The following is a 13433-nucleotide window of genomic DNA, read 5'->3' as shown; positions in this document are numbered from 1 at the left end:
CTTCTACAGGACACTTTTGTAGGTTACCCTCCCTCCTGGAGTGTTCTGTCCCCGGAAGAATTCATTTCCAAATTAAGGTCCTTTTTTAAAAAAGGACCTTTTTTTTCAAAATAATTAATTCCACATCTCCATATTCTCTTACTTCCTCTAAAAACATATTTTTTAAAGAAAAATTATTCTTTTCTTTTTTATGTTTTTCAATGAACATAATTCCATCGTTTTTCAATATATCACAACTATTGTCAATTATTTTTATTAGATCATCCACGTATCCTAAATTGAACGGTGGATCCGCATATATACAATCATAAGAATAATCTTTTAATTTATTTATAACTCTTCTAAAATCTGACTTAATAACTTTTATACTCTCTAAAATGTTTAATTCCTTTGCATTTTCCAAGATAGTGTTGATAGCTTTAGATGAAATATCTACAAGTGTCGCACTTTTTGCTCCGTTACTTAAAGCTTCAAAGCTAAATATACCGCTTCCTGCGAAAAGTTCTAAAATATCAACATTTGAAAAATCGAACATACTCATAATAGCTTGCCTTAAAGAGGCTGTTGTATATCTAGTTCTGTAATCACTTACAGTGTGAATTATCTTATTTTTAAATTTTCCTGTTTCGATTTTTAAAATCATTTTACCCACCTTCTATATTTTAAAATATACGAATCTTATAAACTCAAAATATTATTTTCTATAAAATAATAAAAGGAGCTTTGGCTCCTTTTATTATACTCAATTTAGAAATTATGGCACTCAGATTTTATAAATATTTTGATCTTAGTATTTTTTAGAATACCTTCGCTATTATGGTTTTGACCAATTAACTATTTCTTTAACTTCTTCAGTATTTTTACTGAAGAAGAAGGAAGAGGACTCCACCCTAAACCCGTTTAAAATTCAAAACTTGCTTCTTAAAAAATTATTATTTTTAAAATCTTTACTATACATTGGAGCGGATGACGGGATTCGAACCCGCAACCCCCAGCTTGGGAAGCTGGTGCTCTGCCAATTGAGCTACATCCGCACTTAATATGTATTTTTATATATCATATTATATCAATAAAACACATAAAAATCAATAATTTAAAAATATGAATTTTAAAAAACAACTAAACTTTACCTTTAAAAGAACCTTGTACTATTTAATGTTTTCTTCATTTGTCTCATAAAATAAGCTATTAAAAAATCTTTCTATATCAGATTTTTGAGGTTTAACATTTTTTTTGCTTAGTTCTACAACTAAATCTTTAACATTTTGAGATTTATCTAAGTTTAAATTTATTTTTTTTTCTTCTTTTTCTAAAATTGATGAATACTTTAATTTAGTGTTATCATTAGGTTTAATAACATCTTTTAGGTAGACATATTCATTTTGATATTCATTTAAATTTTCATGGATAGAAACATTTGAAATATTTTCATTTATTTTACCATCACTATCTTGAAGTTCGTCTAAAATTTCTTCAATTTGGTTTAAATCAGCTGATTTTAATATCTCGTTTATTTCTTCATTTAATGTTTTTTGAAGAAGTTCTATCTCATCTAATTCTTTAGTTTTTGGAGTAGCTACATCTAAATTTCCTTCAGTTTCAGTGTACTCTTGTGAAATGTTCAAAAGATTTTTTAAGGCCTTTGCTTGCCTCCATATAGATTTGATAGATGTTTCATCGAATTCATCTATAGTTTTATAGTTAATTTCTTCATCTTTTTCATTTTTTATATCAGATATACTTTGAAAAGAAATTTGATTATACTGAGTTTTCTTTTTTGATGAAAAACCATACTTTTGAATCCAAATAAAAGTTAAAAGAGCTGAAACAAAAGATACAGAAAAAATAATCAACATTATAATAAAAAATGGAGGATGAAAAAACTCACTTAGTTTTTCTTCAGTTGTTTTTGAAGAACTTTCCGTTATTGTTGATATAGTATTGCTTAAGCGATAATTTTCCCCTTCATTATTCTTTTTCAATTCTTCCAAAACAGAAAGAGTTTGGTCAACCACAGCATTTCCTTCAAATAGTCGAAGATAAATTTCTGCGGTTGCGTAGTCTCTATTTTGAAAAGCAGAAAGCCCCAAATACATTTTGATTTCCGGGATTTCATTCTCTAAGCTTGGAGAAACTTCCAAAGCCTTTTCTAAGAAAGTTTGAGCTAATTCATAGTCACCACTTCTATAATACTTTAAACCATTCAAATAGTACTCATAGCCCAGAGTATAATTATCGGCATTAATAATAACTATCAAAAATGTGAATAGAAAAAAAATAAAGATTTTTTTCATAAACAACCGCCTCATGAATAAACTTATAATTAATATTAAATATTTTATTCATAAAAAGAATATCTAAATACTTCAAAAGCTTCTTGATTAATATACTGAGAAACTATCCATATTTCTTTGTTTTGAGTTACTAAAATATCAAAAACATCTTTTTCTATTCTTTGGTAAACTCTTGGCATTATCATATCTTTTAATTGTAAATAAGTAATATGATTTTTACCAAAAATGTATAAGTTATCTTCAAATAATTGCAGTTTTAATCTTCCAAAGTTTTCGTCACTAATAACCTGAATTTCATTTTTACTTCTATCCCATGCAATCATTTTATAATCATGGGTGAGTATAAAAAATATTTCCCCATATTTGGTAAAATCAACGAAATCCATTATGTTTTCTCCAGATACTTTTTTTATAACATCAGAATCAATCAATTTTTGCAATTTATTCTCTTTTAATTCCATAATTTTATCGTTGAAAAGCAAATAAATCTGACCATCTTCTAAAATTTTTAAACTTATGAAAGTACTATCTTCTTGAATAAGTACATCATTTAAATAAATTTGAGAATAACCTTGTATATATTTTATACTTAAAAATCCCAAGTTGGGAATATAATAAACTTCATCTCCCACATAAACATTATCGCGTATCTTATCAATTTCTCCTTTGCTATTTATCGTATAAACGCCATCAGTTGAACACAAATAATATCTCTCTTGGAAAATGATTCCACCTAATACTGGTTTATTAAAAATTTTGTTTAGCCTGTTATCGTAAATTCCTTCAGGACTTTCAAAAAAAACACTTCCATTTACAGATATGATTTTTAACCTGTTTTCCCTAATTTCTCCTATTTTTATAGGACTTGTCAATATTTCTTTTTCTGCGTAGTACTCGGTAGGTTTAATTATATTCCCCATTTTTAATTCTTTTACTTCACTTATTCCACTTTCTTGATTGTTTTGTCGGTAGGTCGTTTCATTAATGTATTCTAAAAAATTGTCATCTTGAAAAGGCTCTATAGAAATATAATTTATAGACTTTTTTAAAAATTCATCGATTTTGTTTAATACAGCTTGGTCTGTATATAAATCATAAAATCCTTTAAAAAAATAATATTTTTCATCCGCACTATCTAAAATCGCACTATCAACATGAACTATCCCATCACCTTGTCCATTTATAAATTCTGGATAAATTTTGGAAATAATACTTTTTGAGATATTTGCATCTATATTAGAATTTGTTCCCGCAATCGTTAGATAATTTATGTCTTTTCTTTTTTCTAAAGAATTTAACTTAGTTAGAAACGTTGAACCGGGTATAATTTCTTTGTAATAAGAATTAATCTGTTCTAAATAAAAACTCACATTTGCAGTAATTTTGGGTATGATATTTAACTCTACATTTAAATAATCAGTTAAAATAGTAGGGTCTTTTCCATATAAAATGTTTAACAACAAAGGATTTGCCAAATTTGTTCCTTTATGAGGTGTAGAAATAAAAACAACATTTTTCACATTTTTTATGTCAAGATCTGATTCTATAGCATATCTTACAATTAAGCCACCAATACCATGAGCAATAATATCAAAAGATTTATTTGGAAATCTTTTTAACTCTTGAGCAAATCTTCGCGCCTCAAATTCTATATAACTGTTTATACCTGTTCTGGATACAAAACTGTTATAAGAATCTGTGTAATTTTTGCTTTTGGTGGATGTTAAAGGATATAAATAATTCCATATAGTACGATTTGGAAATAAAGAGCTCCAAAAAGATTGAGGATAAACATCACGAGAAAGATTTGGTAACCTTCCAAGAAAGTTCAAATCACTTCCTGGCACCAATATAATATCCGGTTCTATGGAAGGAGGTGCGTCTTTCATAATTCTTAATCCATATACCGCTTCATTTGGAGGATATACTACTAAACCAATATTTTTAATTTTAGTCAATTGAAACGTTTCGGCTTCTATGTAATATTGATCATTTATGCTAACTATTTTTGAACCAGAAAAATCAGATATAATAGGATATTCGTTTTCAATAGTGTATACTAATGAGAAATTAACAAAGTTATCCCCAGTGTATATTTGTTTAGGAATTTTGTACCTAATTGTTACGGGCAGTATAGAAGACTCTTTTGAAGCATCAGAAAAATTTATTTGGTAAATTTCTCCATAAAAATTCCTAAAAGACTTCAAATTTTGATACTCAACAGAATTTTCAGCTATAGGACTAACGGAAAAAACTTTTTGTGAAGTATAAGCGCCTTCAGGTATATAAATTTCAACCATTTGGAGCGAGGTTGAGCTTGAAGGAGAAAATAAAATATTCCTTACAATAAAAAATGTAATTATTCCTATTATTGCTATCAAAGTAACTAATAATAAGATTTTATATCTTTTTTTTGCAAACTTAAGATAATTTAAAATATTTTTAGGTTTGAAATTAATTTTCAGCTCAATTACCTACTTTCTATAAGATTTCTGATGTTTAATAAAAGCTCTACCATCTTATTTAAATTAATCTTTCTAAAATAGTTTAGAGTACTTTCATAATAATTATCGGCCATTTTTTTAGTTTCTTGAAGAGAATATATATTAAGCAAGGTTTTTTTGTAATTATCTTTTTGAACGTCTTTTCCTAATTCTTCAGAATTTTTTGATAAATCTTTTAAATCATCATATATTTGAAAAGCTATACCAAAATATATTCCTGTGTTATGTATCTCTTCAATATTAAAGGTATTTTTTTTAAGAATAAAAGGTATAGAAAAACACAGCCCAAATAAAGCTCCGGTTTTTTTTGAATACATATCTATAATATCTTTTTCATTAACGTGCAACTCTTCTTTTTCAAAAACTAAATCAAGCATTTCTCCTTCAAATAATTTTAAGGTATCTTCTATAAAATATTCTGATAATAAAGTTTTATTATTTACATCTATATATTTTAAATTATTTATAATTTTCAACGGTAATACAAACCCATAATCTCCACTAACAACGGCTTTAAATTCACCAAATTTTAAATGACTTGTTAGTGAACCTCTTCTTAAAGTAGCATTATCTAAAGCTGGTAAATCATCATGAATTAGAGAAGCTGTATGAAGTATTTCTACCGCCATTCCTAAATTTATAAGGGTTTCATGATCATTATTACCTAATAGTTGGCCCAACACATAAATTAACCATGGTCGTAATCTTTTTCCACCGTTTATTACAGCGTATCCTAAAACTTCTTTGATATTGGATTCTAATGTAGCTTGATCAAAAAAATTTTCTAAATATTTATCAAAAACGCGCTTAAACTCTCCTAACTCTAACAAATCCATAAAGGCACCTCTTTGGTGTGTGTTAGTTATTATCTTCGTCGGTTTCATCGTCTTTTTTTTCAAACTTTCTTCTCAACTCATCTATATTGAAATTATCAATATCTTTTTTTATACTATTTTCCTCGTTTTCTTCAAAAAAAGATGAATCAATAGAATGTTCTACCGCAATTTTTTCGTCTATAAAAATAGGAATGTTCTTTTTTAAAGATAATATAATGCAATCAGAAGGTCTTGCATCTATAGAAATTTGATTTGAATCTTTATCTTCTAAAATTAATTTCGCAAAGTAAATGTCATTTTTAAATTCATCTATCAGAACTTTTATTGGAATTGCTCCCAAATTCTCTATAACACTTTGTATAAGATCATGCGTAAGTGGTCTTTCAAATTCTTCGTTTCTTAGTATTAAAGCCAAAACACCCGCTTCACAAGGCCCTATCCAAATTGGTACTACTAAATTTGTGTTTTCTACTTTTAAAAAGACAATGGGAGAATTTGATAGTTTATCTATTCCCATGGTAATATTACTAATTTTTCTCATTATTTTCCACCTCCTTAGAGATAATATCTCTAACATAATTCCTTAATGATTCTTCATTTTCAAAACTCTTTGGTTCTATCGGCTGGTGTATTTTTAGTTCAACATTTGAAGGCTTTATTAAAAAACTCCCCTTTTTATTCATATTTATGGTTCCACTTATACTAACTGGTAAAATTTTTACATTATATCTAAAAGGTATAAGCAAAGAACCTTTTTTAAATTCATTGACTTTTCCATCTAAACTTCGTGTACCTTCCGGAAAAACGGTTAATATACTTTCTTGCTGGATAGCTTGAGCAAATCTTTTTAACGCAATAGCTCCGCTTTTTGGATTCTTTCTATCAATTAAAATAGAACCTAAACTCTCTATGAACTTCCCTAAAATAGGAATTTTAGAAAGTTCCTCTTTAGCAATGAAACCACTGGGATATACGTATCCTAAGATTAATGGAATATCAAAAATACTTTGATGATTTGAAACTATTACATATGGCCCTTCTTTGGGAATATTTTCTTTCCCTATAACTTTAACTTTGCTAAATAAAAATTTAAAAGTAACTCTTCCAAACCATGAAACTACATTTCTAATATAATCATCTGCTGATTTTTTATCTTTGCGCTTTTCTATAATTTTAGCCTTTATTAAAACATAACTACCGTATACAAGAACCACACCCACAAATCCTATGAAAAGCCAAATGCTAAATAAAATACTCTGAATTACTTTTAGAAAAGTTTTCATAAAGATCCCCTCTTTATATATTTAAATGAATTTATTTCTTCTATTTTTCCATCAAAAATTTCAAACTTCTTAGATGTGGTTAGCGCTTCTTCTTCTAAGTTCAAAAGTTCTGCAATTGAAGCTTCTAATTCTGATATTTTTTCTTTTTTTGACTTAGTTGCTGGTTTTTCAGGAACAAAAATGCTACATGAATCTTCGTAAGGAATAATAGAAATTTCATATAGCCCATATTTTTTTGACAGATTTATTGTCTCATTTTTTGTAAAACCAATCAAAGGCCTTAAAATCTCTTTTTTTGAAGCAGCAGAAATAGTTAATAAATTTTCAAGTGTCTGAGAAGCAACTTGCCCCAAACTCTCTCCGGTAATTAAAACATTTGTACCAGTAATTTCAGAGATCTTATTTGCAATTCTCATCATAGACCTTCTTTGAAGAATAACAGAAAATTTGTTTTCTTTCAAATCTTTAAAAAGAAGCTGTATTTTTGTCAATGGAACTATGTAAACATTAAAAGGAAATGGAATATATTCAGAAATTTTGGAAGATAATTTTAAGATTTTATTTAAAGATTTCATCCCAGTAAAAGGTGGACTATAAAAATTAACCGCATTTATGTTCATTCCTCTTCTAAGCATTAAAATCGATGCTACCGGACTGTCAATTCCTCCTGACAAAAGAACTGTTCCGTTTGAAGAAACACCTACTGGAAGCCCTTCAGGTCCTTTGTAGCGGTTTGAAAACACAAAGATTCCGTCATTTCTTATATCTATTTCTACAGTGATATCAGGATTTTTCAAATTTACTTTTAATTCTGGTCTTTTTTCTAAAATGTAAGCTCCTATTTTTGCAGCTATCTCCGGACTTTTTAAAGGAAAAGTTTTATCTGCCCTATTCACCGAAACTTTAAAGGTATCAATCTTTTTATCTAATAAACTTTTTTCTAATGTTTCATAAGCCTTTATTTTTACTTTCTCAAAGTCTTCTTCGACCTTTTCAGCAAAAGAATATGAATGGATACCAAAAATTTTTTCCAACTTTTTTAAATTAAGTACATCTAAACTTTCATTATTTAATGGTTCTAAATAAATCCGATTATTCACAACATGATACAAAAAATCGTTCTTAAAAACTTTTTTAATGTTACTTTTTAATTGATTCATAAAAATAAATTTGTTTTTAATTTTCAAGCCTATTTCATCAACTCTTACTATAATATATTTATCTTTATTAAAATGCATATACTGTTTCACCTCAATAAATATGTATAATCGCCCTGACCTGACATGAATTTATAAAAATGTTTTTTTGATGACCTTAATTTCTAAAGTAGATATACATACAATTTTACTTATAAAATTATATCATAATAGCAAAGTTTTTTTGAAGATAAGTGAACCAAAGACAAAAATGTTAAGATATAAATTTTATATTTGCGAAAAAGTAAATAAAACGTTATTTATCGAATTCAAAAATACGACTTATATATCTTAATTTCTTTGTCCTTTAGAAAGTTTATTAATATTAGATATAAGAATAAATATAAATTGAACAGACTAAAATTTGACAAAATTTATCATATTTGAAAAATTACAAAAAATAGTTTATAATTAAAATGACTGAACGGTCAGTCAAGTTAAGGAGGAATTATAAAAATAAATGAAAACATTAGATAAAAATAAAAAGAAAAAATATATAGCGGAGAAAACTCTTGAACTTATAAATGAAAAAGGACTTTCGAATTTTACAATGGAAGATGTAGCTTTTTCATGTGACTTATCAAAAGGATCTCTTTATAACTATTATAAGAATAAAAACGCATTAATTGTCGCAGCTTTCAGTGCCTTATTGGAAAAAATACAAATGTTTTTTGAAGAAAAAGAGTCTGAAACACCAAACAATTGTGTTGAAAAAAGTGCTGAAATATATTCAGACCTTTATTCAGAGGTTTTATCGAACTTCCCTGCTAATGAATTAATGAGGTTATTTGAAATTTTAATAAATTCTACTCACGATAACAATATGATGAAGATATTGACACAAACTTTTAAAGATTATTATGGAAAGATATTAAGTAACTTTGAGAGAATATTTAAGTCAAAGACTAAAGCTTTGATGTTACAAGCAATGTTTGATGGGTTAGTTATTTATAGGGCAGTGGGTGTAGAGTTTCCAGATGATGAAATCAGGGAAACATTTAAAAAGATAATTATATGTTTAGCAAAAGAAAATGGAGGTGTATAAAATGGCTGTAATAGATTCAATGAAAAACATGATGTTAAGACAAAGTGCAAAATTGGTGACAAATGTAGTTAGGCATGCAGATATCGATCAATTGGCAAAGTTGTTGTGGACATTGTCTAAATTATCTAAGGAACCAGCAAAAAGTGGCTTAAAAAAACTCGCAGAAGGTGCTGAAAACCACGATCCAATGCTTGTGAATTGGTCTGAATTATTCCAAAAATCAAATCCTAAAGTCGTTGAAAAGATAATAAATAATCTAATAATTAATGAATTTGCAATTGGGGAAAAAGTAAGGCAAGAAAAAATGCACGAATATCAAACAGTTTTGCCAAAATTAGGGGTTATTTCTCCTACATATGCATGTAATTTACGATGCGTAGGATGTTATGCTGCTTTATATGGACACAAATACATGCTTTCAAAAGAAGAAATTTTTGACGTTATACAGCAATTCAATGATTTGGGAATTTATTTTTTCATAATAACAGGTGGAGAACCGTTCGTATATCCATACCTTTTTGATGTTTTAGAAAAATTTAACGATTCATTTTTTATGATATACACAAACGGTACTCTTATCAACGAAGAAAATGCCAAAAGATTAGCTGAATTAGGAAATGCTACCTTAGCTATATCTATAGAAGGATTCGAAGAAATGACTGATTGGAGAAGAGGAAAAGGAGTATTTGATCAAATAAAAAATGCTTGGAAACTCTTAAGCGAAAATGGCGTTATATATGGAGCTTCCGTTACAGCAACACGCAAAAATCATGATTTGATTATGAGCGATGAGTTTTGGAATTATTTAAAGGAAAATAACGTAAGTTATGCATGGGTCTTCCAATTTATGCCTGTAGGAGCAGATGCGTCTATGGATTTAGTACCTACTCCAGAACAAAGATATGAGAGATTCTATAAAACAGAAGAGTTGAGGCTTGGAGGTAAATTCGCATTTGTAGCTGATTTTTGGAATCACGGCTTTTTAACAAACGGATGCTTGGCTTCTGGTGCAAAATACCTTCATATAAATGCTAAAGGTTATGTTGAACCATGTGTTTTCCAGCAATTTGCAGTAGACAACATCAGAGAAAAAAGATTGATAGATATTTTAAAATCTCCTTTCTTTGAAGCATATAAAAGAACAATTCCTTATTCTGACAATCTATTTAGACCCTGTCCAATAATTGATAATCCTAAAGTATTTAGAGCCATGGTTAAAAAGTTTAACGCTATTCCTCAACATCCTGGAAGTGAAAGAACCGTTAATGAATTAGCTCCCGAATTAGATCAATTAGCTGAAGAATGGAAAAAATATGCGGATAAACTTTGGTACGAAGAAGGTTACGCTGAGAAGTATCCTTCAAAAAGAGGCGTTTACAACTATGAAGTGAGAATGAGAAGATATGCAGAAAATGAAGAAAAGTTAGCTTTAGATAAAAAAGCTTGATTGATAAAAAACGTTTTAATAAAATTGAAAATAAATTAAAATAACGGGTGATATTGCCCGTTATTTTAATTTATTTGATAATAATACTTAGTTTTAATATGATATAATATTAAAGTAAATTGAACAGTTATGTAATTTTTAAAAGTAGATATATACAAGAACTTTAGAAGCCAGGTTTTCGAATGGGAATGCTTTGAATTTATGATGATTTCGGGACAGAGCTCCTTTCTTTCGTTGGATGTAGCGAAGAAGTTGAAGAAATTCATAGTTAGCAAGAATTAGAGTTATGGAGTATTTTTGAAAAAAATTAAACGCTAAAACAGGATAAAAATCAAGTTTTAGAGTTTCCAAAGTGAGTAAATATCTAAAAATCAGGAGGAAATTGTGAGGCAAAAAGTATCGCTTTTAACTTTTGGATGTAAGCTGAATCAAGCGGAAACTCAAGCAATAGCTGAAAGATTGTCAAGAAATTTTGAAATTAACTTTGAAGAAAAAAATGGCGAAAGTGATATTTATATATTAAATACTTGTGCTGTAACTAAAGAAGCTGAAAGAAAAGTAAGACAAACTATAAGAAGATTAAAAAATTTAAATAAAGACTCTAAGATAGTAACCATAGGGTGTTTTTCAAATGCCAATCCAAATGAATTAGAAAATCTCGGAGTAGATTTGGTTTTAGGTAACTTCGAAAAGAAAAACATTGAAAATTTTATCGAAAAAAATGGAGTTTATGTAGACAAAAATTTTTGGCTCGATAAAGAGAAAATGGTAATAATGAAACCACAAAGCGCTTACAGTAATTATACGAGATTCTTTCTGCCTATCGAAGAGGGATGTGTTAATGGCTGTACTTTTTGTAAGATTAGGTTTTTAAGGGGTATAAAAATTTCAAGCTTGTCACAAGAAGAGGTTATCACCCAAATTAGAGAAGCGATAAAACGCGGCTATAAAGAAGTAGTTCTGACCGGCATAAATTTAGGTTATTATGGTTTTGAAAGAGGAGAAAGTCTCGAAGATTTATTGAATAATATAGGAAAAATCTTTGATAATAAAAATATAAGAATAAGATTAACATCTTTGTATCCAGAAAATGTATCGAACAATTTGAGTTTTATTTTGAATAACTATTCAATATTCGAAAAGCATGTCCATTTGTCTATTCAACATTTCTCAGACAAAATATTAAAAGCAATGGGAAGAAAATATAGTAACGAGGATGTTTCTACAGCTATAAACCGTTTGAGAAAGTATGATCCTAAATTTTCAATAACTTGTGATTTGATAGTAGGATTTCCAGGAGAAGAAGCAGAAGATTTTCAAATAATGTTAGATTCTGTTAAGAATCTTAAGTTGTTAAAAGTTCATGGATTTAGATTTTCTCCTCGAGAAGGTACAATAGCAGCAAAAATGGAAAATCAGATCCCAGAAAACGAAAAAAAAGAGCGATTAAATCAATTGCTCAGTGTTTCTGAAAAATCTAAGTATGATTATTTAAGTCAGTTAATTAATTTCGAAGTTAACGTGTTAATAGAATCTTTTTATAAAAATAATTTTTACGGTTATGATGAGTACTATATTTTTCATGAAATAACAAATACTTCGGATAATTTAAAAAAAGGAGAATTCGTAAGAAGTAAAATTTTTTCAATATCTGACAGAAGGAAAGGGGTGGCATCAAATGTTTTTTAATGGAAAAGAATGGGTAGAATTCCCTTTAGTTAGTGCAGATGATGAAGGTTTTGTTAATGGTTATTCTATTTATGAAGTAATCAGAACTTATTCAAAAATACCTTATAGTTTAAATAAACATTATGAAAGGTTAAAGAAGTCTGCTGATTTTATGGGATTAGAAATACCTTCTTTAGAAAAAATAAAAACCGTTTTAGAACAAGCAAATAAAATTCATAATTATGAGGAATATAGGTATAGAATATTTGTCACCCCTTTCACCTCAAAATACAAAACTTTTTATTGCTTTATCGAAGAGTTAAAAGAAGACGACGACTTGATAGAAGAAGGGGTAATTGTCAATATATCTCGAGAAAGGAAGCCTTCTTCACCAATTATTCCTTATTATGTAAAAACACCATTGAATGGATCTGTTAAATATATCCACAAGAAATATGATTATTATTATGATTCTATCGTATTGAACGAATTTGGATATGTTACTGAATGTACGTTTTCAAATATTTTTTATGTAAGCGGCGGAGTATTAATTACTCCACATCTGTCAAGTGGTATTTTACCAGGAATAACCAGAAGAAATGTAATAGAGTTGGCTGAAGAACTTTCTATGGAAGTGGAAGAAAAAACAAATGTTGAAGTATGGGAGTTGTTGTCTGCTGATGAGGTTTTTCTTTCACATACTTCAAGGGGTGTAGTTCCCGTAAGAAGGATCTTTCCAGACTTTACTTTTACTGTACCCGGGGTAGTAACAGAAGCAATTTTAGAAAATTGGAAAGATTTTATTGCAAAAAATATAGATTAATATAATGATAAATTGCGCGGGAGAAAATAAAATTGGAGGAAAAATTTGAAGATATTTTAAAAAAATTATCGATTAAGAATCCTATTTTTAAAAAAATATACATTCTTTCAAAATTGCGTTTAGAAATGCATCAATATATTCCCGAGCATTTAATAAAAGATATTAAAATAAAAAATTATCTTATAAAAGAAAAAAAATTAATAATTTCATGTAATAATAATTTTGTTATGCAAGAAATAGTATTTAGGGAAAAAGAAATTTTGAAAAAAATCGATATTTTATTTGAACCAAATGTTGTAAAAAGTATCAGCGTAGTTTCGTGAAATTTTTGGAGGTG

At 28.1% G+C, this 13433-nt stretch carries 12 protein-coding genes and 1 tRNA gene; 5 read left to right on the top strand and 8 right to left on the bottom strand.

The window, feature by feature from the left end:
- Positions 1-85: 85 nt before the first annotated feature.
- The 8 genes from rsmD to thiI all read right to left on the bottom strand — a co-directional run bounded on the left by rsmD (position 86) and on the right by thiI (position 8155).
- Positions 86-643 carry a 16S rRNA (guanine(966)-N(2))-methyltransferase RsmD gene (gene rsmD / locus X924_RS09155; RefSeq protein WP_121958606.1) on the bottom strand — a complete coding sequence of 186 codons (558 nt, stop codon included), beginning with the start codon at positions 641-643 and terminating at the stop codon, positions 86-88.
- 315 nt (positions 644-958) lie between these two features.
- Positions 959-1034: transfer RNA gene (locus X924_RS09150), tRNA-Gly, on the bottom strand.
- A 114-nt stretch (positions 1035-1148) separates the two neighbouring features.
- Entirely contained in the window at positions 1149-2294 is a 1146-nt protein-coding gene (locus X924_RS09145; protein WP_121958605.1) for a tetratricopeptide repeat protein, read from the bottom strand.
- Positions 2295-2338: 44 nt separating this feature from the next.
- Positions 2339-4594, bottom strand: a complete 2256-nt coding sequence (locus X924_RS09140; RefSeq protein WP_146255694.1) for a triacylglycerol lipase — start codon at positions 4592-4594, stop codon at positions 2339-2341.
- Positions 4595-4764: 170 nt separating this feature from the next.
- Entirely contained in the window at positions 4765-5634 is an 870-nt protein-coding gene (locus tag X924_RS09135; RefSeq protein WP_158245367.1) for a polyprenyl synthetase family protein, read from the bottom strand.
- A 22-nt stretch (positions 5635-5656) separates the two neighbouring features.
- Positions 5657-6175 (bottom strand): bifunctional nuclease family protein, encoded by a 519-nt coding sequence (locus X924_RS09130; protein WP_158245366.1) that lies wholly within the window; start codon positions 6173-6175, stop codon positions 5657-5659.
- Positions 6162-6917: a 1-acyl-sn-glycerol-3-phosphate acyltransferase gene (locus X924_RS09125; protein WP_121958601.1), complete on the bottom strand. Its 756-nt coding sequence runs from the start codon at positions 6915-6917 to the stop codon at positions 6162-6164. The genes X924_RS09130 and X924_RS09125 overlap by 14 nt, the downstream gene beginning before the upstream one ends.
- The gene (gene thiI, locus X924_RS09120) at positions 6914-8155 is read right to left on the bottom strand and encodes a tRNA uracil 4-sulfurtransferase ThiI (protein ID WP_121958600.1); all 1242 of its coding nucleotides are present in this window, start codon (positions 8153-8155) and stop codon (positions 6914-6916) included. Before thiI ends, X924_RS09125 begins: the two co-directional genes overlap by 4 nt.
- Positions 8156-8573: 418 nt before the next feature.
- Between thiI and X924_RS09115 the strand changes: the two genes are divergently transcribed.
- From X924_RS09115 to X924_RS09095, 5 genes are all read left to right on the top strand, one after another.
- A complete protein-coding gene (locus tag X924_RS09115; RefSeq protein ID WP_121958599.1) occupies positions 8574-9158 on the top strand; it encodes a TetR/AcrR family transcriptional regulator in 585 nt (194 codons plus the stop codon).
- 1 nt (position 9159) lies between these two features.
- On the top strand, positions 9160-10605 hold the full coding sequence (locus X924_RS09110; protein ID WP_121958598.1) for a radical SAM protein: 1446 nt from the start codon (positions 9160-9162) through the stop codon (positions 10603-10605).
- A gap of 384 nt (positions 10606-10989) precedes the next feature.
- Positions 10990-12294 (top strand): tRNA (N(6)-L-threonylcarbamoyladenosine(37)-C(2))-methylthiotransferase MtaB, encoded by a 1305-nt coding sequence (gene mtaB / locus X924_RS09105; protein ID WP_158245365.1) that lies wholly within the window; start codon positions 10990-10992, stop codon positions 12292-12294.
- Positions 12284-13096, top strand: a complete 813-nt coding sequence (locus X924_RS09100; protein ID WP_121958596.1) for an aminotransferase class IV — start codon at positions 12284-12286, stop codon at positions 13094-13096. Before mtaB ends, X924_RS09100 begins: the two co-directional genes overlap by 11 nt.
- Positions 13097-13128: 32 nt before the next feature.
- On the top strand, positions 13129-13419 hold the full coding sequence (locus X924_RS09095; protein WP_158245364.1) for a DciA family protein: 291 nt from the start codon (positions 13129-13131) through the stop codon (positions 13417-13419).
- The last annotated feature ends 14 nt before the right edge of the window (positions 13420-13433 follow it).

The sequence above is a fragment of the Petrotoga sp. 9PWA.NaAc.5.4 genome (genome assembly GCF_002895485.1).
GTDB lineage: Bacteria > Thermotogota > Thermotogae > Petrotogales > Petrotogaceae > AZRK01.
Note: the sequence above shows the minus strand (reverse complement) of the source record. Positions and strands in the feature narration are given on the sequence as shown.

Coding starts and splice junctions, on each gene's coding strand:
- rsmD (WP_121958606.1), bottom strand. CDS start 643: ATGATTTTAAAAATCGAAACAGGAAAATTTAAAAATAAGATAATTCAC.
- X924_RS09145 (WP_121958605.1), bottom strand. CDS start 2,294: ATGAAAAAAATCTTTATTTTTTTTCTATTCACATTTTTGATAGTTATT.
- X924_RS09140 (WP_146255694.1), bottom strand. CDS start 4,594: ATGGTTGAAATTTATATACCTGAAGGCGCTTATACTTCACAAAAAGTT.
- X924_RS09135 (WP_158245367.1), bottom strand. CDS start 5,634: ATGGATTTGTTAGAGTTAGGAGAGTTTAAGCGCGTTTTTGATAAATAT.
- X924_RS09130 (WP_158245366.1), bottom strand. CDS start 6,175: ATGAGAAAAATTAGTAATATTACCATGGGAATAGATAAACTATCAAAT.
- X924_RS09125 (WP_121958601.1), bottom strand. CDS start 6,917: ATGAAAACTTTTCTAAAAGTAATTCAGAGTATTTTATTTAGCATTTGG.
- thiI (WP_121958600.1), bottom strand. CDS start 8,155: ATGCATTTTAATAAAGATAAATATATTATAGTAAGAGTTGATGAAATA.
- X924_RS09115 (WP_121958599.1), top strand. CDS start 8,574: ATGAAAACATTAGATAAAAATAAAAAGAAAAAATATATAGCGGAGAAA.
- X924_RS09110 (WP_121958598.1), top strand. CDS start 9,160: ATGGCTGTAATAGATTCAATGAAAAACATGATGTTAAGACAAAGTGCA.
- X924_RS09100 (WP_121958596.1), top strand. CDS start 12,284: ATGTTTTTTAATGGAAAAGAATGGGTAGAATTCCCTTTAGTTAGTGCA.